Here is a 21,477-nt window from a genome sequence, read left to right as displayed (position 1 = left end):
CTCCGGCGCAGACCTCCCAAGCGCAGCACGGGACGGCAGGGCTTGCCCCTCAGGGGCGCGGGGAACTGCGCGGCGGGCCACGACGCGCCCGCAGGCTGCGCAGCGCCGCAAGGGGCAGCCCCTGCTCAGAACCCGAAAGAGGGCACGGGAAAGGTCCGGTGAGCCCTCGTACGGTCAGGCGGCCTTCGCCTTCGTGGCGTACATGTCGACGTACTCCTGGCCGGAGAGCCGCATGACCTCGCTCATGACCTCGTCGGTGACGGCGCGGAGCACGTACCGGTCGCGGTCCATGCCCTCGTAGCGGGAGAAGTCCAGCGGCTCGGCGAAGCGCACCGAGATGCGACGGCCGCCGCCGATGCGCGGCAGCCCCTTCCCGTCCGGCTGCACGGCGTCCGTGCCGATCATCGCGAACGGCACGACCGGCGCGCCCGTCATCAGCGCGAGGCGGGCGATGCCCGTACGGCCGCGGTAGAGGCGGCCGTCGGGGGAGCGGGTGCCCTCCGGGTAGATCGCGAAGAGCTTGCCCTCCTCCAGCACGCGGCGGCCCGTCATCAGCGCCGCGACGCCGCCGCGCCCGCCGTCGCGGTCGACCGGGATCATGCCGACCCCGGTGAAGAACCAGGCCATGAGGCGGCCCTTGAGGCTCTTGCCCGTGACGTACTCGTCCTTGCCGATGAAGAAGACCTGCCGGTCGGTGACCAGGGGCAGGATCATCGAGTCGATGAAGGTCAGGTGGTTGCCCGCGAGGATCACCGGCCCTGAGCCGGGGATGCGCTCCGCCCCCTCGACCTTCGGCCTGAACAGCACGCGAAGAAGCGGGCCGAGCACTGCCTTGATCAGCCGGAAACGGGACAACGGGTCCTCCGCCCAGTCGGTATCGGTCGTGCGCGGGAACGCGCAGTTGAGGACGATACTCGGCACTACCGGTGAGTTGCACACCGGGTTCACATGGTCGATACGAAGAGTTGACGCGGATTACGACCACTTTGCCCGTACGACCACCCACACGCTCCGTCCCGTGCGCCGTCCCACGCCACGCGTGTTTCCCTGCTGTTCGGACGTATGTCTCCCCGGTGTACCGCGCATGGATCTACGATCGGCGCGTTCTGTGTCAGGTCGTGCCGGACCCCCGGCGCCACGGAGTGGAGGAGAGCCCATGGGACAGGAGCAGCAGCCGGGCCGGAGAACCCTGCTCGGAGCGGCAGTGCTGGGCGCCGCGGGTGTCGGCGCCGCCGCGCTGGGCACCGGGTCGGCGCAGGCGGCCGGAGAGCGGGCCGCGGACGGCAAGGGGGGCCAGGCGGGCCGGGGAGGCCGCCACGAGCTGCCCTTCCCCCTCGTCGTGGCCCACCGCGGCACCAGCGGATACCGCCCCGAGCACACCCTCGGCTCGTACCAGCTCGCGCTCGACATGGGCGCCGACGTCATCGAGCAGGACCTCGTACCCACCAAGGACGGGCACCTGGTCTGCCGTCACGAGAACGACATCACCGCGACGACCGACGTCGCCGACCACCCCGAGTTCGCCGACCGCAAGACCACCAAGAAGGTGGACGGCACGGACCTCACGGGCTGGTTCACCGAGGACTTCACCCTCAAGGAGCTGAAGACGCTGCGCGCCAAGGAGCGCATCCCCAAGCAGCGCCAGCACAACACGCTCTACGACGGCCGCTGGGAGGTCCCGACCTTCGAAGAGGTCCTGGAGTGGGCCGAGAAGGAGGGCCGCAAGCGCGGGCGCCGGGTCTGGCTGCACATCGAGACCAAGCACCCCACGTACTTCCGCAAGATCGGCCTCGGCCTGGAGAAGCCGCTCGCCAAGCTGCTGCGCCGCTACGGCCGCCACAAGGCCCACTCGCCGAACTTCGTGCAGTCCTTCGAGCCGAGCAGCATCGAGCAGCTCAGCAAGCTCGTCGACTGCCCCGGCGTGGTGCTCCTCTCGACGCTGACCTCGCGCCCCTGGGACTTCGTCGAGGCGAACGACCCGCGCACCGTCGCCGACCTGATCAAGCCCGAGGGGCTGAAGTGGATGGCGGAGTTCGCGCAGGGCATCGGCCCCACGCTCGAACTCGTGATCCCCCGCAAGGCCGACGGCACCCTCGGCGAGGCCACCACCCTGGTCCGCGACGCGCACGCGCAGAAGCTGGTGCTGCACCCGTACACGATGCGGAACGAGAACAGCTTCCTGCCCGTCGACTTCCGCAAGGGCACCAACCCGAACGACTACGGCGACGCGTTCGGCGTCTTCAAGCGGTACTTCGAGACCGGCATCGACGGCCTCTTCTCGGACAACCCCGACACGGCGCTGCTCGCCGCGGCCGAGTTCCGCGACCGCGACTGATCGCTCACGGACGCTCCGCTTACGGGTGACGTGCCGCCCGCCCCGCAACCGGGGGCGGGCGGTGCGCGTACCCGGTCGTATGACGGAACTCACCCTCCTCCACCCGCACTTGGCGGCTCTGCTCGACGCCGAGTGCGAGGCCGAGGCCGCGGCGTGCCCCGGTACCGAGGCGGACGACCTGCGCCAGGGCGTCTGGCTGCGCTGGTTGAGGCAGGTCACCGAGGAGGGCCCGCCCCCGGATCCCGCCGCCTGGCTGAGCGCGGCCGTACGGGCGGAGACCGCGGCCGAGACGCCGCCCGCGCCGCCCCGCGTACCGCTCCAGCGGCGCGTCACCGCCGCCGACGGCGTCGCCGACGCCGCGTCCGAGACCGAGGCGCCGCTGCTCGCCGCCGAGCGGCGCCGCGCGCTGGCCGCCGCCGTCGCCGGACTGCCGGGACGCGGCCCCCGCGTGCTCTGCGTCATGCTGGCCCGCGCCGACCTCACCTACCCGGAAATGGCCCGTGAGTTGGGAATCTCACAGGGCAGCCTGGGGCCGCTGCGTTCCCGTTGCGTGGCGCGCCTGCGCAGAATGCTCACGGCGGAGGTTGCGGCACCCGGACTTAGGGGAAGGGTGCGAGAGGCAACCGGCGTCACCAGGGCAGAAGGCCCGGGCGCGACACCCTCACTCTCGCGTGCCCGGCCGCACACAACTTGGGGAGGCATGCGCACATGGGCATGAGCGTGACCATCTCTGCGGCGACCGAGCGGGACGCCGAACAGATCCTGAAGCTCCAGTACCTCTGCTTCCAGAGGGAGGCCGAGCTGTACGGGGACTACGGCATCGAACCCCTCACCCAGACCCTCGACGACTTCCGTGCCGAACTGGCCCACTGCTGCGTGCTGGTGGCCCGGCTCGGCGAGGAGGTCGTCGGCTCCGTCCGCGGCACCGTCGACGACGACGGGACGGCGCGGATCGGCAAGCTCATCGTGCACCCCCGCCTCCAGCGGCACGGCCTGGGCGGGCGGCTGCTCGCCGCTGTCGAGGACCGGCTCGTCCAGGAGTGGGCCGCCAAGCGGTATCACTTGGTGACCGGTGACAAGAGCGAGGGCAATCTCCGCCTCTACCGCAAGAACGGTTACGCGACGGTCGGCACCGAGCACGATCGCGAGGTCACGCTCATCGCCCTGGAGAAGGAAGCGACGGCGTACGCGACGAGCGCGTAGCCCCACGGGGCGGCACCGTCGAGGAGAGCTCAGCCTCTCCTCGCCGGGCCGCGCCCGGGCCGCCCCGCGCCCCTGACGGGGCGCTCTCGCTGAGGCCCTGCTGTGCTTGGGAGGTCTGCGCAAGGCGCAGGGCTGGCAAGCGCAGCCCCCCATGCCGGGCACTCGCTACACGGACGACGACCGTGCTCGCCTCAGCCACATGAGTCCCGTCACCGGCAGGATCACCGGGATGAACAGGTAGCCCATTCCGTAGTCGGACCAGACCGTCGCGTCCGGGAACGCGGAGGGTTCGACCAGGGTCCAGGTGCCGACCGTCAAGACCCCGGCCAGTTCCACGCAGCAGCACACCAGCGCCAGCTTCCGCGCGGTCTCACCGCCCCGTACGAGGGAGACGGTGATGAAGGCGTACACCAGGGCGGCGACCGCCGAGAGGACGTAGGCGAGCGGCGCCTCGTCGAAGCGGGTCGTGAGCTGGACGATGGAGCGCGAGGCCGCGCCCACCGTGAAGATGCCGTAGAGCGTCACCAGCAGTTTGCCGGGACCGCTCGCGATGCCGCCGCTCCGCGCGGCCTCCGGCTCCGTCTGCGCGTCGGCGTCAGGCACCGGCTCCGCCTCCCCAGATGTCATGCAGCCGCACCTCCAGCACGGCCGCGACCACCGCGCCCGCGACCACCGTGAGCGAACCCCACTTCGTACGCTCCGTGAGCGAGACCAGGCCCACGACGGGCAGGCAGCAGACCACGCCGATCAGGTACGACACGAAGATCACGGCTCCGTCGGCGGGGTCCTCGCCGCCCGCGAGCTTCACGATCCCCACGACGAGCTGGGCCAGCGCGAGCAGCGTGACCACGGCCATGCCGATGAAGTGCCAGTCCTTGGTGGGCTGGTCCCGGTAGGCCGCCCAGCCGCACCAGGCGGCCAGCGCGAGCGCGGCCACGGCGAGCGTGACGGTGAGCGGGGTGAGCATGGACGAATTCTAGAAGGGGCCCGGCCCCCGGGGAGCCCCGGCCCCCGCCCGTACGGGCCCGCGCGTGCCCTCACGTACGCTGGCGAATCATGAAGATCAGCCCAGACGCCCTGCTTTTCGACAACGACGGCACCCTGCTCTCCTCCATGGAGTCCGTGGTCCGCTGCTGGACCGCCTGGGCCCGGGAGTTCGGGATCACCGACGAGGAGTTCGCCGCCGTCGAGCTGCACGGGCGCCCGGCCGCCGAGATCGTCGCGGACCTGCTCCCCGCCGACCGCGTGGCCGAGGCGCTCGCCCGTATCGAGCGGCTGGAGGTCGAGGACGTCGCGGGCGGCGTGCATCTGCTGCCCGGCACCGCCGCGCTGCTGCGCGCGCTGCCCCCGCAGAGCTGGGCCGTCGTCACCTCGGCCACCCGCGAGCTGGCCGAAGCGCGGCTGCGCGAGGTCGGCATCGAGGCGCCGCTCGTGATCGCCGCCGACGACATCACGAACGGCAAGCCCGACCCGGAGCCGTACCTGCTGGCGGCCCGCAAGCTGGGGGTCGACCCGGCGCGCTGCGTGGTCTTCGAGGACGCGCCCGCCGGGCTGGAGGCGGGCCGCCGGGCCGGTATGACGACCGTGGGCTTGGCCACAACGCACACTCGCGACGAGCTGCGTGCCGATGTCGTCGTCGGCAGCCTCGCGGACGTATCGGCGCAGGTCACGGCCGGTTCACTGGAGATCACGGCGGAGGGCTGAGAGAGCCGGTGGCGGGGTCTCCAGGGCCCCGGAATCCCACGGGGGTGTCCGGCATGCGGACACCCCCGCCCGTATCCGTCCCTCCTTCTGCTTTACTGGCGACCATGAACACGACGAGCTGCCGCACCCTTGCGACCGAGGCGAAATACGCGCCCGGTGCTCGTTGTATGCGCATGCGCGCCATGCGGCGAATGTGTGCCCGCTGAGGGCCCCCGCCTGAGCAGCGCCGCATAGCAGGCTCGCGCCCCGAAGCGAGCCACGAGCCCCGCGCGCTCCGCAGAGCCGTACCGATTCGTACAGATCCGTACGAACCATCCGTACGAACCACCCCTCCGCCGCCGGACCGGTCCGGCGTCCCACGCCCGTGCCCGTTCCCGCGCGGCGGCGGCCGTACGTGCCCTGCCCCCTGCCCCGACCTGTCTTCCTCCCGTGCGCGTCCCCTGCACGGGACGTCCCCGCCCGGCGCCGCCCCCTGCGCGCCGCGGTCTCCACTCACCCGACAACCACGGAAATCCTGTGATCACGACTACGGACCTGACCAAGGTCTACCGCACCCGGGACCGCGAGGTCACCGCCCTCGACGGCGTGAACCTCCATGTCCGCGAAGGCGAGGTCTTCGGCGTCGTCGGACAGAGCGGCGCCGGCAAGTCCTCCCTCATCCGCTGCGTCAATCTCCTCGAACGCCCCACCTCGGGCACCGTCACCGTCGACGGCCAGGACCTCACGGCCCTCGCGGGCACCGGCAAGGGCCACCGCGCCAACCGGGAGCTGCGCGAGGCCCGCGGCCGTATCGGCATGGTCTTCCAGCACTTCAACCTGCTCTCCGCGCGCACCGTGCGCGGCAACGTCGAGCTGCCGCTGGAGATCCTCGGCCTCTCGGGCCAGGAGCGCACCCGCAAGGCGAACGAGCTGCTCGACCTCGTCGGCCTCGCCGACAAGGCGGGCAGCCACCCCGCCCAGCTCTCCGGCGGCCAGAAGCAGCGCGTCGGCATCGCCCGCGCGCTCGCCGGCGACCCCAAGGTGCTGCTCTCCGACGAGGCGACCTCGGCGCTCGACCCCGAGACCACCCGCTCCGTCCTGCAGCTCCTGCGCGACCTCAACCGGCAGCTCGGGCTGACCGTCCTGCTGATCACCCACGAGATGGACGTCGTCAAGGCCGTCTGCGACTCGGCCGCGCTGATGAAGGGCGGCCGGATCACCGAGTCCGGCACCGTCGCCGAGCTGCTCGCCACGCAGGGCTCGGAGCTGGCCCGCGAGCTGTTCCCGGTGGGCGGCCAGCCCTCGGAGCCCGGCCGTACGGTCGTCGACGTCACCTTCCACGGCGAGACGACGACCGAGCCGGTCATCTCCAAGCTCTCGCGCACCTACAACGTCGACATCTCGATCCTCGGCGCCGCCATGGACACCGTCGGCGGCAAGCAGGTCGGCCGGATGCGCATCGAGCTGCCCGGCAGCTTCGACGACAACGTCGTGCCGATCGGCTTCCTGCGCGAGCAGGGCCTGACCGTCGACGTGGCCGCCGTGGCCGGGTCGCCCGCCGTCCCCGCGCCGCAGGACAGCGCGCCGGAGGACCGCAAGGCGGAGGAGAAGCAGGACGAACTCGCCGAGGAGGGTGCGAAATGAGCTGGTCCGAGATACAGCCCCTGCTGTCCGAAGGCTTCCTGGACACCCTCTACATGGTCGGCTGGTCGACCCTCGTCGCGCTGATCGGCGGACTGCCGCTCGGTGTGCTCCTGGTCCTCACCGACAAGGGCGGGCTCCTCCAGAACACGCCCGTCAACAAGGTCGTCGGCGCGATCGTGAACGTCGGCAGGTCGCTGCCGTTCATCATCCTGCTCATCGCGCTGATCCCCTTCACCCGCCTGGTCGTCGGCAGCTTCATCGGCCCCACGGCCGCGATCGTGCCGCTCGCCATCGGCGCCATCCCCTTCTTCGCACGGCTCGTCGAGACGGCCGTCCGCGAGGTGGACCGCGGCCTGGTCGAGGCCGTGCAGGCGATGGGCGGCGGCACCCCCACGGTCGTCTTCAAGGCACTGCTGCCGCAGGCGCTGCCCTCCCTGGTCGCGGGCCTGACGACCACGGTGATCGTCCTCATCGGCTACTCCGCGATGGCGGGCACGGTCGGCGGCGGCGGCCTCGGCTCGGTCGCCGTGCAGTACGGCTACCAGCGCTTCGAGACCACCGTCATGGTCGCGACGGTGATCGCGCTGATCGTGATCGTCACCGCCGTCCAGATCATCGGCGACGCCGTCGTCCGCGGCCTCGCCGCGCACCGGGGCGGCAGCGGCTCGGAAGCGGGCGCGGGCAAGCGCCTGGCCCGCCTCGGCCGCGGCCGTACGGTCGCCGTCGCCGCCGCGGTCGTCGTCCCGCTCGCGCTCATCGGCTACGGGCTCGGCTCGGGCGGCGACGACAAGCAGACGCTCAAGATCGCCGCGTCGCCGACGCCGCACGCGGAGATCCTGGAGTACGTCGAGAAGAACCTCGCCGAGAAGGAGGGGCTCAAGCTCGACGTGCGGAAGTTCAACGACTACGTCGTGCCGAACACCGCCACCGAGAGCGGCGAGGTCGACGCCAACTTCTTCCAGCACAAGCCGTACCTGGACGACTTCAACGAGAAGAAGAACACGCACATCGTCCCCGTCGTCAACGTCGAATTGGAGCCCCTGGGCCTCTACTCCAAGACGGCGAAGAGCCTGAAGGACCTGAGCCCGGGCAAGACCGTCGCGGTGCCGAACGACAGCACCAACGAGGGCCGTTCGCTCCACCTCCTCGCCGACCACGACGTGATCGAGCTCAAGCCCGGCGCCGGACCCGAGGCCACCCTCGGGGACATCGCGGACACCAAGGGCCTGAAGTTCAAGGAGCTGGAGGCCGCCTCGGTCCCGCGCGCCCTCGGCGACGTGGACGCGGCCGTCATCAACGGCAACTACGCCGTGGACATGGACCTCAACCCCGCCAAGGACGCGCTGGCCGCCGAGAAGGTCAAGGGCAACCCCTACGCCAACTTCCTCGCGGTCAAGGACGGCAACCAGGACGACCCGAAGATCAAGAAGCTGGCGAAGCTGCTCAACTCCGACGAGGTCAAGAAGTTCATCGAGGAGAAGTACAAGGGGGGCATCGAGCCCGCATTCGGGGCTGTGCGAGGCTGAGCACTCGCTGACCCCGGGGCAAGTCCCCGTATCGACAAGTCTCTTCTCAGCGCCGGGTCCCCGCTCGCCACGGGGGTCCGGCGCTGCACATCACGGTGCCGATGCTGCATGCTGTGCACCCCGACCTGTATGGAGCGGCGCATGACTTCGACCTTCCCGGACATCTCGATCAGCACGGACCGCCTCGTGCTGCGCCCGTTCGAGGAAGCGGACATCCCGGCGCTCGTCGAGATGGTGACCGACGACCAGGTCATCGCGTGGACCACGTACCCCGTGCCGTACACCGAGGCGGAGGCGCGCGCGTACGTCGCCCGCGAGGCCCCCGCCGTACGGACGGGGGGCGACGGCATCGTCTTCGCCGTCACCGAGTTCCTCACCCAGCGCCTCGTCGGCGTCGTCGAACTGCGCCGGACCGACTGGCGCGTGCTGTCCGCGCAGGTCTCCTACGTCACGGCCTCCTGGGCCCGCGGCGAGGGATACGCCTCCGAGTCGGTGCTCGCCCTCGCCCAGTGGCTCTTCCAGGACCAGAAGTTCGAGCGCCTGGAGCTGCGTACGGGCGCCGACAACACCGCGGCGCAGCAGGTCGCGCAGCGGCTCGGCTGCATCAGCGAGGGCGTGCTGCGCAACGCGTGGATAGCGCGCAGCCGTACCGAGGACGGCGGCTGGACCGACATCAGGACCGACCTCATCGTCTGGAGCCTCCTCCCCGAGGACCTCGACGGCTCCTTCGAGGAGCTGGCGGACACGAGCGGCCTGGCGCCGTACCCGTACGCTCCGTGACGGCGTCGCTTCCACGGGTGCGGTAGGGCCGCGACCGCCGAACGGGGGTACTCTCAGTGCACCCTCGACCTGCGATCAGCACAGACGAGCCCCACAGCCCAGGAGAAACGCACCCATGGCCGACCGCGTAACCGTGATCGGATGGGACGGTTCGCCGTTGACCGACGCCGCGCGCTCGGCCCTCGGCGCTGCCACCCTCGTCGCCGGAGCCGCCCACCACCTGGCCCTGCCCGAGGTCCCCCCGCACGCCGAACGCATCCGGCTCGGCAGCGCGTCCCTCGCGGCCCGGCGCATCGCCCGGCACCGGGGCTCCGCCGTGGTCCTCGCCGACGGCGACCCCGGCTTCTTCGGCGTCGTCCGCACCCTCCGCGCCCCCGAACACGGCCTGGAGGTCGAGGTCGTGCCCGCGGTCTCCGCCGTCGCGACCGCCTTCGCGCGCGCCGGGATGCCCTGGGACGACGCCCGGATCGTCGTCGCCCACACCCGCACGCTGCGCCGCGCGGTCAACGTCTGCCGCGCGCACCCCAAGGTCGCCGTCTTCACCTCGCCGGGCGCGGGCCCCGCCGAACTCGCCCTGCTCCTCTCCGGGGTCCATCGCACCTTCGTGATCTGCGAGGCGCTGGGCACCGAGCGCGAGGAGGTCACGGTCCTCACCTCGGACAAGGTCGCCGACCACACCTGGCGCGACCCCAACGTGGTGATCGTCGTCGGCGGCCCCCAGGCCGAGAGCTCCGGCGGCGGCTGGCTCGCGGGCAGCGTCGCCCACGATCCCGGCTCCCCGCCGTCCGTACGCGGCTGGGCGCTGCCCGTCACCGAGTACGCGGGCGAGATGGCGACCGCCAGGGACAGCGAGACCGTCCAGCTCCGCGCGGCGCAACTGGCCAGGCTCGGCCCGCGCGTCGGCGACCTGGTCTGGGACATCGGCGCGGGCGGCGGCGCGTTCGCCGTCGAGGCCGCCCGGTTCGGCGCGGCCGTGCTCGCCGTCGACGCGGACGCCGACGCCTGCGCCCGTACGCACGCGGCGGCCCGGCGCTTCGGCGTCCAGCTGGAGACCGTGCACGGCACGGCCCCGCACATCCTGGAGGACCTGCCCGAGCCCGACGTCGTACGCGTCGGGGGCGGGGGAGTCGCCACGCTCTCCGCGGTCGCCGAACGACGGCCCGCGCGGATCGTCACGCACGCGGCGACGCGGGACGAGGCGGAGGCGCGCGGACGGGCGCTGGCGGAGGGCGGATACGCCGTGGAGTGCGCGCTGCTCCAGTCGGTCGACCTGGACACGGGGGAGTGGGCGGAAAGTGAACGCGCTGTTGTGTTCCTGCTGTCCGGTGTCCGTATCTGAATTTCTGCGATCCGGTGCGTGACGAACCCCGACGAAGTGCTGTTTCTCTCCCACCTATGGCCAGCGGGGCACTCAGTGCCCGGTAGGCTGATGGATCGTTGTGCCACCGTTCGGCGTTGACGCTTCGTCCGTCCTTGTCCGAATGGTGTAGGCGAAGACACGTGCCGCACCGCGTGCGGGCTCGTTCTTTCTCTACGGGGCGTGGCGGTCATCCGCCGGGTTGGAAGGAGCACTAGCGATGGGCGAGGGGAACGCATGACTGACACCGGCCAGGTCCCAGGAGAGGGACTGCCGGAGAACGCAGGCGGGCAGCCGGAAGGTCAGCCGGGCATTCCGGCCCCCGGCACCTACACCTTCGCGGACCCGGCCGACGGCCTCGGCACCGGCAGCGGAACCCCGGTGACCGAGGAAGAGGACCTGCTGCTCATGCCGCCGGCGCCCGGCGCGTGGAGCGAGGGCCCGGGCGCTCCCGGTGTCCCCGGTGTTCCCGGACCCCAGGGCGCTCATGGCCAGGTGCCGCAGCAGCCCCAGGGGCAGCAGCAGCCGCCCGTACAGCCGCAGGCCCCGCAGCAGCCGCAGGCTCCGGGCCAGGTCCAGGGCCAGCAGGGCGTGCCGCAGCAGGGGTTGCCGCAGCAGCCCCAGGGCCCGGGCGGCCCGGCGCTCAGCCCTGAGCAGCAGTCGCAGCAGGCGGCGGCCTCGGCGGCGACGCACGTCTCCCAGTCCCACCCCGGCGGACAGGAGCAGGCCCCCGCCCCTGCCCAGGCGCAGGTCCAGGCCCCGGTTCCCGGACAGGCCCCGGGCCCGCAGCAGCCGCAGCCGGGCCAGCCCGGTCAGCCCGTGCAGGCGGTCCAGCCGGTGCAGCCCGTCCAGGCCGTGCACCCGGTCCAGCCCGGCGAACAGCCCGCCGGGGACCCGGCGTCCGCCGCCCAGGGGCAGCCCCAGCCCCAGCAGGCGCAGCAGTCCCCGCAGCCCCAGCAGCCCGAGTTCATCGAGCAGAACGAGCAGTTCGCGCAGCAGGTCCCGCAACAGGGCCCGCAGCAGGACGAGCCGCAGCCGTCCGCCGTCCCGGTGACCGCGCCGGGCCAGCACGAGACCGATGGCCGTGACTCCGGCTCCATCGACCTCGGCGCGGTCCGCGAGCAGCAGTCCCCGGCCCCGGCCGCCCCCGCCCCCGGGGCGCCCTCGGGCGTCAACGGCCGCCGTCCGCTCCACCTCGGCCCGCCCGTGCCCGAGCAGTCCGGCGCCGTGCGCCCGCTCTCCGACCGGGGCGCAGCCCCGGTCCAGGCCCCGGGCCAGCAGGGCCCCGCCCCGACTCCGCCCCAGGGCACGCCCGTTCCCCAGGGCACCCCGGCGCAGGGGACGCCGGTCCAGCCCTCCGTTCCGGCCCAGGCGACCCAGGAGCCGCAGTTCCCACAGGCCCCGCAGGCCTCGCAAGCCCCGCAGCCCGTCGCCCAGGAGCCGAACGAGCAGCAGGCTCCGGCCCAGGCGGAGGCTCAGGCCGAGGCTCAGGCCCAGCCCGAGGCCCCGGCTGAGGTGCCCGTGCAGCACGGGACGCCGCCGCACGCGACGCCCGTACGGGAGCAGGGTCCGCCGACCATCGGCCCCGAGTACCTCGACGTCGCGCACCAGGAGGGCGAGGCCCTGCCCGGCCCGCAGCTCGGTGAGTTCCCGGCCCAGCTCGACGCGTGGGCGGCGGGAAACACGCAGCCCGCACCCGCGGAAGCCGCCCCAGCAGAAACGGTCGGCCGCGAAGCGGAGGCGACGGTTTCCGGCCAAGTTCCGGACGCGTCCGAGCAGCAGCAGGCAGCGGCGCAGGAGGCCACCCCGGCCGAGGGCACGCCCGTAGCGGCGGCCGAGCAGACCGCCGAGGCGCCCGGGACGGCGGAGGCCCCTGAGGCCCCCACGGCCCCTGAGGCGACCGAGTCGGCTGAGCCCGCCGAGGCGCCCGAGGCCGCCGAGGAGACCCCGGCCGCCGAAGAGCCCTCGCAGAACGGGCCGATCGCGGTGTCGTCCTCCGGCGAGGCCGTACCGCAGGGCGTCCCGGCGCAGGAGACCCCGGCCGAGGACACCCCGGCCGAGGGCACTCCCGCCGAGGGCGCTCCCGCCGAGGGCGTTCCCGCCGAGGGGGGCGAGGCCGAGCAGTCCGCCGCGCCCTCGATAAACCAGGACGGCCCGGCGGCCGAAGCCGCGCCGTCCTCCGACGGCGAAGACGGCGCACCCGCAGCGGCCGAGACCGGCACCGAGGCTGCCCGGCCCGAGGCGGAGACCCCGGCCGCCGAGCCCCAGGCCGACGCCGCCCCCGGAACCGCCGATGGCGAAGCCGACACCGATGCCGCACAGGCCGCCGATGAGGCCCCGCAGGACGGCCCCGTGGGCGAGCCCGCACCCGGCTTCGCCGAGGCCGAGCGCGAGGCCGTGCACCGTCTGATGCGCGAACGCCGCGACATCCGTAACGGCTTCCGCACCGACCCCATCCCGCACGAGGTGCTGCTCCGCGTCCTCGAAGCGGCCCACACCGCGCCCAGCGTCGGGCACTCGCAGCCCTGGGACTTCGTGGTCATCCGCTCCGAGGAGACGCGGCGGACCATGCACGAGATGGCGCAGCGCCAGCGTGAGGCGTACGCCAAGTCGCTGCCCAAGGCGCGCGCGAAGCAGTTCAAGGAACTGAAGACCGAGGCCATCCTCGACACCCCGGTGAACATCGTCGTCACCGCCGACCCCACGCGCGGCGGCCGCCACACCCTCGGCCGTCACACGCAGCCGCAGATGGCGCCGTACTCCTCGGCGCTCGCCGTCGAGAACCTCTGGCTCGCCGCGCGCGCCGAGGGCCTCGGTGTCGGCTGGGTCAGCTTCTTCGACGAGCGCGAGATGGTCCGCGCCCTCGAACTCCCGGAGCACCTGGAGGTCGTGGCGTACCTGTGCGTGGGGTACGTCGACGAGTTCCCGCCCGAGCCCGAGCTGATGCAGGCGGGCTGGTCCAAGCGCCGCCCGCTCTCCTGGGTCGTGCACGAGGAGTCGTACGGCCGCCGGGTGCTGCCCGGCGCCGAGCCGCACGACCTGCTCTCCGAGACGCTCGACGCGATCCGCCCGCTCGACGCCAAGGCGCTCGGCGAGGCGTGGGAGCGACAGAAGCGGATGACGAAGCCCGCGGGCGCGCTCGGCATGCTGGAGATCATCTCCGCGCAGCTGTGCGGCCTGTCCCGCAAGTGCCCGCCGCCGATCCCCGAGCCCGCGGCCGTCGCGGTCTTCGCGGGCGACCACGGAGTGCACGCGCAGGGCGTCACCCCCTGGCCGCAGGAGGTCACCAGCCAGATGGTGGCCAACTTCCTGGGCGGCGGCGCGGTCTGCAACGCGTTCGCGAACCAGGTCGGCGCCGAGGTCTGCGTCGTCGACGTCGGCGTGGCCACCGAACTGCCCGCCACCCCGGGCCTGCTGCCCCGCAAGGTGCGCTACGGCACCTCGGACATGACGACGGGCCCCGCCCTCACCCGCGACGAGGTCGCACGGGCGATCGAGGTCGGCGTCGAGACCGCGCGCGATCTGGTGGCCGCGGGCAACAAGGCGCTGCTCACCGGCGAGATGGGCATCGCCAACACCACGGCCTCCGCCGCGCTGATCTCCGTGTGCACGGGCGCCGACCCGGCCGAGGTCACCGGGCGCGGCACGGGCATCAACGACGAGACGCACGCCCGTAAGGTCGAGGTCGTCCGCCGCGCCCTCGACCTGCACAAGCCCGACCCGGCCGACCCGATCGGCCTGCTCTCCGCCGTCGGCGGGCTGGAGCACGCCGCGATGGTCGGCCTGATCCTCGGCGGCGCCTCGCTGCGTACGCCCGTGATCCTGGACGGCGTCAGCGCCGGTGCCGCGGCCCTCGTCGCACGGGCCCTCGCGCCCGAGGCGCTGGCCGCCTGCATCGCGGGCCACCGCAGCGCGGAGCCCGGCCATGTCGCGGCCCTCACCAAGCTGGGCCTGCGCCCCCTGGTCGACCTCGACCTGCGCCTCGGCGAGGGCACGGGCGCGCTGCTGGCGCTCCCGATGGTCCAGAGCGCGGCCCGCACGATGCACGAGGTCGCCACGTTCGACGCCGCGGGCGTGACCGAGAAGAGCTGATCCCCTGACCGGCCCGGCCCGCACGTACGCCCGCGGGGCGGGGCCGGTCACACGGCTGGGCAGGGGTTGCCCCGAGCGGTGCGTCGCAGGCTGCGGCCGTCGTCGTGGCTTGTCGCGCAGTTCCCCGCGCCCCTGAGGCCTCAGGGGCGCGGGGAACTGCGCGAGCAACCACCGACAACCCGCAGCCTGCGACACACGGGTAGGGGCAGCCCCTGCCCAGCCATGATCGCCGGACACGGCCCAGCCCGTCGCCGGTCCGTCCCGTACGTCGTGACCTGCGGTACAGCCGTGCCGACGTGCCCGGCATAGGCTTGCCGTACGCCCGCCGCTCCGACGACGCAGCGGCCGCGCCCGTCCCCGCTGCCCGCCGTCCCCGAGGAGCCCGTCCCATGCCCGAGAGCACCCCCGCCATCCCCGCGTACCCGGTGGGTCTCCGTCTCGCCGGACGCCGCGTCGTCGTGGTCGGCGGCGGCACCGTCGTCCAGCGGCGGCTGCCCGGCCTCCTCGCGGCGGGGGCCGACGTCGTGCTGGTCTCGCCGGAGGTCACGCCCTCCGTCGAGGCCATGGCGCAGGCGGGCGAGCTGACCTGGCACCGGCGTCCGTACGCGGACGGCGACTTGGACGGGGCCTGGTACGCGCTCGTCTCCACCGACGACCCCGACGTGAACACGGCGGCGGCCGCCGAGGCCGAGTCCCGCCGCGTGTGGTGCGTACGGACGGACGACGCGGACGCGGCGACCGCGTGGACCCCGGCCACCGGGCGGGCCGCGGGCGTCACCGTCGCCGTGCTCACGAGCGGCACCGGCGAGGCGCCGCGCGACCCCCGGCGTACGGCCGCGCTGCGCGACGCCATCGTCACGGGGCTCGGCGACGGCACCCTCGGCGCCCCGGAGCGCGGTGAGCGCGGCGGGCGCGGCGAGCGGACCGGCGGGGGCGTGGCGCTGGTCGGCGGGGGCCCAGGCGACCCCGACCTGATCACGGTCCGCGGCCGCAGGCTCCTCGCGCAGGCGGACGTCGTCGTCGCCGACCGCCTCGGCCCGCGCGACCTGCTCGACGAACTCCCGCCGCACGTCGAGGTGATAGACGCGGCGAAGATCCCGTACGGCCGTGCCATGGCGCAGGAGGCCATCAACCAGGCCCTCGTCGACCACGCCAAGGCGGGCCGCTCCGTCGTACGCCTCAAGGGCGGCGACCCCTTCGTCTTCGGCCGCGGCATGGAGGAGGTCGAGCGGCTCGCCGACGAGGGCATCCCCGTCACCGTCGTCCCCGGCATCTCCAGCTCCATCAGCGTGCCCGGCGCCGCCGGTATCCCGGTCACGCACCGGGGCGTGGCCCACGAGTTCACGGTCGTCAGCGGCCACGTCGCGCCCGACGACCCGCGCTCGCTCGTCGACTGGCCCGCGCTGGCCCGGCTGCGCGGCACCCTCGTGCTGATGATGGCCGTCGAGAACATCGGCGCCATCGCCGCCGCGCTCGTCGCCCACGGCCGCGCGCCCGAGACGCCCGTCGCCCTGGTCCAGGAGGGCACGATGGCGACCGAGCGCCGCGTCGACGCCACGCTCGCCACGGTGGGGGAGCGGGCGAAGGCCGAGGGCGTACGGCCGCCCGCCGTCATCGTGATCGGCGAGGTCGTCGCCGTCGGTACGCGGCAGTAGCATCGACCGCGTGTCCGAACTCATCACCGTCGAGGACCCCGACGACCCCCGGCTGGCCGACTACACCGGGCTGACGGACGTCGAGCTGCGCCGCAGACGCGAGCCCGCCGAGGGCCTCTTCATCGCCGAGGGCGAGAAGGTCATCCGCCGTGCCCGGCACGCCGGTTACGAGATGCGCTCGATGCTGCTCTCCGCGAAGTGGCTCGACGTCATGCGGGACGTCATCGACGAGGTCCCCGCGCCCGTCTACGCGGTCAGCCCGGAGCTGGCCGAGCGCGTCACCGGCTACCACGTGCACCGCGGCGCGCTCGCCTCGATGCAGCGCAAGCCGCTGCCCGAGCCCGAGGACGTGCTGGCCACGGCGCGCCGCGTCGTCGTCATGGAGTCGGTCAACGACCACACGAACATCGGCGCGATCTTCCGCAGCGCCGCCGCGCTCGGCATCGACGCCGTGCTCCTCTCCCCGGACTGCGCCGACCCGCTCTACCGGCGCTCCGTGAAGGTCTCCATGGGCGCCGTCTTCGCCGTGCCCTACGCCCGGCTCGACTCCTGGCCGCACGCGCTGGAGACCGTGCGCGACGCGGGCTTCCCGCTGCTCGCGCTCACCCCGGACGAGAAGGCCGTGCCGATCGACGCGCTCGGTCCCGGCCGTATGGAGCGCGTCGCGCTGATGCTCGGCGCCGAGGGCGACGGCCTCTCGGCCCGCGCCCTCCGCGCCGCCGACGAATGGGTCCGCATCCCGATGTCGCACGGCGTCGACTCCCTCAACGTGGGCGCGGCGGCGGCCGTCGCCTTCTACGCGGTGACGCGCTAGCTGCGTCGTCCCGGTGGGTCAGGACGTACGCCGTGGAACGCCCGTGCCGCGGCGGTTGCCTGGGCGGCGACTCCAGGGATGCTCGCGGTGAGGAACGGGCCGTCCCCTCTCAGGTCTCCGACCACCCGCACCCGTGGGTCGGCGGGGAGGATCCCGCCGGACGGCTCGCGCGTGGCCAGCCCGGCGTCCACCAGCGAGCCGACCAGGTGCCGGGCGGCGGCCGGGACCGCCTGCGGCGGTGGGTTCACGGCGTTGAGGACGGTCTCCGCCGTGCGCGTGCCGCCGTCGTGCCGGACCCGGAACCGGCCGTTCACCGGCTCGACCGCCCGGACGCCGGGAACGAGCGTGAGCTGCCCGGAGTCCAGCAGCCGTAGCAGGACGGCGGCGTTGACCGGGACCATGGGCGAGGCCACGCTCACGGCCGTACGGGCGTGACGCCGTAGCCGTTCACGCTCAGCGGCGGGCAGCAGGGGCCAGGCGGCGGGGCCGACGGTGTGCGCGGCGGTCTGCACCACGCGGCGGCCGATCCGCGGATCGTCGACGGCGGCGAGCTGCGCGCGCAGCCGCCGTACCGGATCCTCGGACGGGGTGGCGAGCAGCTCGGCCGCGAGTTCCCCGAAGTCCTCGCCCGCCTCGGCCAGTTCCGTGCGGAGCAGCACGGCGAGGTCGTCGAGCGTCAGCCCGCCCCGCGCCGCGTGCAGCTCCGCGACCCGCTCGGGCGTCAGATGGCGGGGGCGGTGCTCGCCGGGATCGCCGGGTTCGCCGGGGCGCTGCCAGACGTGGGGGAGCACCCCGCTGCGCGAGAGCAGCGCGATGCGGCCGGTGTGCCCGCGTGCCGCGAGGGCCACGACGACGTCCACGGCGGTCAGCCCGCTGCCGACGACGGCCACGTCGCTCCCGGTGGGCACCGCGGGGAGCGTCCCGGCCAGTGGATACGGGTCGGCGACGAACCCCGGCGCCCCGGCGAGCCCGTACAGGTCCCGGGGCGAGCCGCCGCCCACGCAGAGCGCGAGACGGGTGGCCTCGAACTCCCGCCCGGCCCGCGCCCCGGCCGTACGCAGGACGATGCGGTCCCGGTCCCCGGAGACGGCGGCCCCGGTCACCCGCTCGGGCACGACGCGCACGGCCCAGCCCCGCTCGCCCAGGCCCGCCACGGCCTTCTCGGCGGTGTGCTCCAGATACGCGCCGTAGAGCGCGCGCGGGACCACGGACCGGCCGAAGAGCGGGTCGGCGTGGGGCGCGGCACGGTCCCCGAGCCAGGCCGCGTAGTGGCCGAAGTCGCCGTGCCTGACCGACATGAGCGCTGGCGGCGCGTTCACCCGTACCGCGTCGAGGTCCGGGCCGTACGGCCGCCCGCGCCACAGCCGGGGCGACGGCTCGAAGACGGTGACCGTCCCGCCCCTCGCTCCCCCGTCCCGTGCGTCCCGTACGTCCCCTACGACGGCCAGCGCGTCCAGCAGCGCGACCGCCGCCGCGCCTCCTCCGATGACGGCGATGTCCATGAACTCTCCCCAGATCGTGTGTCCTCGGCTCAGGCCACGACCCTCGCCGCCACGGCCGGACCGCCCCATCCCCTCGGCGGGGGCGACCGGCGGGGAACACCCCCCTCAGTTGGGGGGTTGGGTCCGTACGGACGGCGGGGCAGGCTGATCGGCGGGAGGTGCGCGCATGACAGAGGCACGCAGGGCGGTGCTGTCGCTGGCCGAACGGGCTCCCGACGCGTACGAGTTGTTCCGCCGGACCTCGTCCCGGCTCCGTCGCCACGTGCCGTTCGACTCGGCCGTATGGACGGCGGCCGACCCGGAGACCGGGCTGATCACGGCGCCGATGCTGGTGGAGAACCTCGGCTCGGGGGAGGGCTGCGCGGAGTACTGGGAGAGCGAGCTCCTGGAGGAGAACGTCGTGCCCTTCCGCGAACTCGCCCGCGCCCCCGTCCCGGCCGCCGCGCTACGGGAGGCCACCGGCGACCTGCCCTGCCGCAGCGCGCGCTTCCGGCGCCTCCTGCTCGGCCAGGGCGTGCACGACGAACTGCGCGCCGTGCTGCGCGTGGGCGACCGGCCCTGGGGACTGGTCAGCCTGTTCCGCGCCGACGGGGCGTTCAGACCTGAGGAGGTCGCGCTGCTCGCCGGGGTGTCAGGACCGCTCGCCGCCCGGCTGCGCGGCTTCGCCCGCCCGGCGGGACCCGAGGACCCGGTCCGTACGGGGCGTCCGGGTCGTACAATCCGAACGACCGGCACCGACGCGCCCGCGCCGGGGCTGATCCTCTTCGACGGCTCGGGCGAGGCCATGTCCGTCAACGACGAGGCGCGCGCCCACCTCGCCCGGCTGCCCGAGGGACCGTCGTTCCTCTCACCGCTGGGGCTCAGGCTCCCGATCTGGGTGATCGGAACGGCCCTCCAGGCACGGGCCGTCGCCGACGGGCGCGACCACGGCAACGCCCGCGTGCGTCTCCGTACGACCGAGGGTCACTGGCTCGTCTGCCACGCCTCCTGCCTGACAGGCCCCGGCGGCAGCCCGGGCCCGGTGGCCCTCGTCATCGAGCCCGCGGCCCCGGCCGACCTCGCGGTCCTGGTCGCGGAGGCGTACGGACTCACCGCGCGGGAGCTCCAGATCACCCAGCTCGTCGCGCGCGGGATCGGCACCGCCGAGATCGCCTCGACGCTGGCCATCTCCCCGCACACGGTCCGCGACCACATCAAGGCCCTCTTCGCCAAGATCGGCGTCTCCAGCAGGGGCGAGCTGGTGGCCCGGCTCTTCACCGAGCACTACTGGCCAGCGATGCCGGACCCGGTCGGCGTCCGGAGCCCCGACGGCACCAGGGTCCGCCGGCGCTGAAGCGGAACGCTCAGCGCCCGCCGCCGTCCTGCGGCTGCTCAGCGGAGGACGGAGACGAGGGCGAAGACGAGGACGGTGAGGACGACGGTGAGGACGACTGCGAGGGTGAGGACGACGGCACCTTGTCCCGCGGTCCGCCCAGCCCGCGGTCCGGGCCCTGGCAGCCCTGGGCCGCCGCGATGCCGAGCGCCACGAGCAGCGTCACGGTGACGAAGACGATGAGCCGCTGCCGCATCATCCGGCGGCGGGGGCCCAGGCCCGGTCGGCGCCCGGTACCCGTGCCGGGGCGCGAGCCGTTCGGCCGGCTGGTCCCGTTGCGCCCCGTGCCGCCGGTGCCGCCCGTGCGCGGTGCGCCCGTACGCTGCTGCGGTGCCGGAGTACGGCGCGTGGGGCGGCCGGTCTCGGAGCGGGAGCCGCTCCTGCCGCCCCCGTCGCGCGGCGTGCGGGGCGTGGAGGCGCGCGGGGCGCTCGCCGGGCCCTCGCGGTCGCGCTCGGTGCGCTGCTGCGCGTACTCCCGCGCCCGCCGTCCGGCGGAGGCCGGGCCCCCGCCGTGCCCGGCGCCCGCGCCGCCCGCGCCGGGGCCGGTCTCGCCGCCGTCGGAGAGGCCGCGCGCCTCACGGGTCGCGATCTCCTTGAGCCGCAGCGAGAGTTGCAGGGTGCTGGGGCGCTCCTCGGGCGACTTCACGAGGCACGCCTGGACGAGCGGCGCCAGGGCCGCGTGGACGCCCCGCAGGTGCGGCTCCTCGTGCACCACGCGGTAGAGCATCACCTCCGAACTGCCCTGCCCGAAGGGGGAGTCACCCGTCGCCGCGTACGCCAGCGTGGCGCCCAGCGCGAACACGTCCGTCGACGGCGTCACCGCAGCCCCCCGCACCTGCTCGGGCGCGAGGAAGCCGGGGGAGCCGACCGCCGTGCCCACGTGCGTGAGGGTGCTCGCGCCGGTCGCCCAGGCGATGCCGAAGTCGATGATGCGGGGGCCCTTGGGCGACAGCAGGATGTTCGACGGCTTCAGGTCGCGGTGCACGACCCCCGCCTCGTGGACGGCGACCAGGCCCTCGGCCAACGCGGCGCCGATCGAGGCCACCTGGGCCGCGGGCAGCGGGCCGCCCTCGTTCACCTTGTCGTGCAGCGAGGGGCCCGGCACGTACTGCGTCGCGAACCAGGGGCGGTCCGCGTCCAGATCGGCCGCCACGAGCCGCGCGGTGCAGCCGCCGCGGATGCGCCGCGCCGCCGACACCTCGCGCGCGAAGCGCGAGCGGAACTCCTGGTCCTCGGCGAGATCCGGCCGGATCACCTTCAGCGCCACCCGCTGCCCGCGCCGGTCCGACCCGAGATAGACGACGCCCATCCCGCCGGCGCCCAGGCGCCGGTGGAGCCTGAACGTGCCGACGACTCGCGGGTCCTCGCGTCGGAGCCGCATCATCGCCATGTCCGTTCCCCTACCTCCGGTGTCCGGTGGGAGATCCCACCCCGCTGACCGGTCCGTCCGACGAGCACAGCTTACGGACTGCCGCCGCGTGGCGCCGAGAGGCCGCGCACGCGGCGCCGGACGG

General features: G+C 73.8%; 18 protein-coding genes and 1 pseudogene. 13 read left to right on the top strand and 6 right to left on the bottom strand.

Features of this window, described 5'->3' with window-relative positions; translation table 11 throughout:
- Positions 1-174: 174 nt before the first annotated feature.
- A complete protein-coding gene (locus tag ACGF3A_RS23120) occupies positions 175-855 on the bottom strand; it encodes a lysophospholipid acyltransferase family protein (RefSeq protein WP_393732642.1) in 681 nt (226 codons plus the stop codon).
- Positions 856-1,156: 301 nt separating this feature from the next.
- On the opposite strand from ACGF3A_RS23120, the gene ACGF3A_RS23115 reads away from it, so the two are divergent.
- From ACGF3A_RS23115 to ACGF3A_RS23105, 3 genes are all read left to right on the top strand, one after another.
- Positions 1,157-2,335, top strand: a complete 1,179-nt coding sequence (locus tag ACGF3A_RS23115) for a glycerophosphodiester phosphodiesterase (protein ID WP_393732149.1) — start codon at positions 1,157-1,159, stop codon at positions 2,333-2,335.
- Positions 2,336-2,414: 79 nt separating this feature from the next.
- On the top strand, positions 2,415-3,053 hold the full coding sequence (locus ACGF3A_RS23110) for an RNA polymerase sigma factor (RefSeq protein ID WP_393732148.1): 639 nt from the start codon (positions 2,415-2,417) through the stop codon (positions 3,051-3,053).
- On the top strand, positions 3,044-3,538 hold the full coding sequence (locus ACGF3A_RS23105) for a GNAT family N-acetyltransferase (RefSeq protein WP_393732147.1): 495 nt from the start codon (positions 3,044-3,046) through the stop codon (positions 3,536-3,538). Before ACGF3A_RS23110 ends, ACGF3A_RS23105 begins: the two co-directional genes overlap by 10 nt.
- Before the next feature lie 165 nt (positions 3,539-3,703).
- Here the strand turns inward: ACGF3A_RS23105 and ACGF3A_RS23100 are convergent, their stop codons facing one another.
- Positions 3,704-4,165: a hypothetical protein gene (locus ACGF3A_RS23100; RefSeq protein ID WP_393732146.1), complete on the bottom strand. Its 462-nt coding sequence runs from the start codon at positions 4,163-4,165 to the stop codon at positions 3,704-3,706.
- Positions 4,134-4,505 carry a hypothetical protein gene (locus tag ACGF3A_RS23095; protein WP_393732145.1) on the bottom strand — a complete coding sequence of 124 codons (372 nt, stop codon included), beginning with the start codon at positions 4,503-4,505 and terminating at the stop codon, positions 4,134-4,136. Before ACGF3A_RS23095 ends, ACGF3A_RS23100 begins: the two co-directional genes overlap by 32 nt.
- An 89-nt stretch (positions 4,506-4,594) precedes the next feature.
- Between ACGF3A_RS23095 and ACGF3A_RS23090 the strand changes: the two genes are divergently transcribed.
- The 6 genes and pseudogenes from ACGF3A_RS23090 (at position 4,595) to cbiE (ending at position 10,510) form a co-directional block, all read left to right on the top strand.
- Entirely contained in the window at positions 4,595-5,242 is a 648-nt protein-coding gene (locus ACGF3A_RS23090; protein ID WP_393732144.1) for an HAD family hydrolase, read from the top strand.
- Positions 5,243-5,758: 516 nt separating this feature from the next.
- Positions 5,759-6,865, top strand: coding sequence for a methionine ABC transporter ATP-binding protein (locus tag ACGF3A_RS23085; protein WP_393732143.1), 1,107 nt, complete (start codon positions 5,759-5,761; stop codon positions 6,863-6,865).
- Positions 6,862-7,521: pseudogene (locus ACGF3A_RS23080) on the top strand (methionine ABC transporter permease); the annotation flags it as partial. The gene ACGF3A_RS23085 and the pseudogene ACGF3A_RS23080, both read left to right, overlap by 4 nt.
- Positions 7,522-7,554: 33 nt before the next feature.
- Positions 7,555-8,391: a MetQ/NlpA family ABC transporter substrate-binding protein gene (locus ACGF3A_RS23075; protein WP_393732641.1), complete on the top strand. Its 837-nt coding sequence runs from the start codon at positions 7,555-7,557 to the stop codon at positions 8,389-8,391.
- Positions 8,392-8,532: 141 nt separating this feature from the next.
- Positions 8,533-9,171: a GNAT family N-acetyltransferase gene (locus tag ACGF3A_RS23070; protein ID WP_393732142.1), complete on the top strand. Its 639-nt coding sequence runs from the start codon at positions 8,533-8,535 to the stop codon at positions 9,169-9,171.
- Between the two features lie 115 nt (positions 9,172-9,286).
- Positions 9,287-10,510, top strand: a complete 1,224-nt coding sequence (cbiE, locus tag ACGF3A_RS23065) for a precorrin-6y C5,15-methyltransferase (decarboxylating) subunit CbiE (RefSeq protein WP_393732141.1) — start codon at positions 9,287-9,289, stop codon at positions 10,508-10,510.
- Positions 10,511-10,702: 192 nt separating this feature from the next.
- On the opposite strand, the gene ACGF3A_RS23060 is transcribed toward cbiE, so the two are convergent.
- On the bottom strand, positions 10,703-11,599 hold the full coding sequence (locus tag ACGF3A_RS23060; protein ID WP_393732140.1) for a hypothetical protein: 897 nt from the start codon (positions 11,597-11,599) through the stop codon (positions 10,703-10,705).
- On the opposite strand from ACGF3A_RS23060, the gene cobT reads away from it, so the two are divergent.
- The 3 genes from cobT to ACGF3A_RS23045 all read left to right on the top strand — a co-directional run bounded on the left by cobT (position 11,579) and on the right by ACGF3A_RS23045 (position 17,089).
- Positions 11,579-14,620: a nicotinate-nucleotide--dimethylbenzimidazole phosphoribosyltransferase gene (gene cobT / locus ACGF3A_RS23055; RefSeq protein WP_393732139.1), complete on the top strand. Its 3,042-nt coding sequence runs from the start codon at positions 11,579-11,581 to the stop codon at positions 14,618-14,620. The genes ACGF3A_RS23060 and cobT overlap by 21 nt on opposite strands.
- A gap of 389 nt (positions 14,621-15,009) precedes the next feature.
- Positions 15,010-16,275 (top strand): uroporphyrinogen-III C-methyltransferase, encoded by a 1,266-nt coding sequence (cobA, locus tag ACGF3A_RS23050; RefSeq protein ID WP_393732138.1) that lies wholly within the window; start codon positions 15,010-15,012, stop codon positions 16,273-16,275.
- A 10-nt stretch (positions 16,276-16,285) separates the two neighbouring features.
- Positions 16,286-17,089 (top strand): TrmH family RNA methyltransferase, encoded by an 804-nt coding sequence (locus tag ACGF3A_RS23045; RefSeq protein ID WP_393732137.1) that lies wholly within the window; start codon positions 16,286-16,288, stop codon positions 17,087-17,089.
- On the opposite strand, the gene ACGF3A_RS23040 is transcribed toward ACGF3A_RS23045, so the two are convergent.
- On the bottom strand, positions 17,086-18,591 hold the full coding sequence (locus tag ACGF3A_RS23040; protein WP_393732136.1) for an FAD/NAD(P)-binding protein: 1,506 nt from the start codon (positions 18,589-18,591) through the stop codon (positions 17,086-17,088). The genes ACGF3A_RS23045 and ACGF3A_RS23040 overlap by 4 nt on opposite strands.
- 166 nt (positions 18,592-18,757) lie before the next feature.
- Between ACGF3A_RS23040 and ACGF3A_RS23035 the strand changes: the two genes are divergently transcribed.
- Positions 18,758-19,924, top strand: a complete 1,167-nt coding sequence (locus ACGF3A_RS23035) for a response regulator transcription factor (protein WP_393732135.1) — start codon at positions 18,758-18,760, stop codon at positions 19,922-19,924.
- A 10-nt stretch (positions 19,925-19,934) separates the two neighbouring features.
- On the opposite strand, the gene ACGF3A_RS23030 is transcribed toward ACGF3A_RS23035, so the two are convergent.
- Complete coding sequence (locus ACGF3A_RS23030) at positions 19,935-21,353, bottom strand: serine/threonine-protein kinase (RefSeq protein ID WP_393732134.1); 1,419 nt, start codon at positions 21,351-21,353, stop codon at positions 19,935-19,937.
- Positions 21,354-21,477: the final 124 nt, after the last annotated feature.

This window comes from Streptomyces sp. NPDC048172, from assembly GCF_043202595.1.
In the GTDB taxonomy this organism is placed as follows: Bacteria; Actinomycetota; Actinomycetes; order Streptomycetales; family Streptomycetaceae; genus Streptomyces.
The sequence above is the reverse complement of the archived record's forward strand: the minus strand, read 5'-3'. Positions and strand labels throughout refer to the sequence as shown.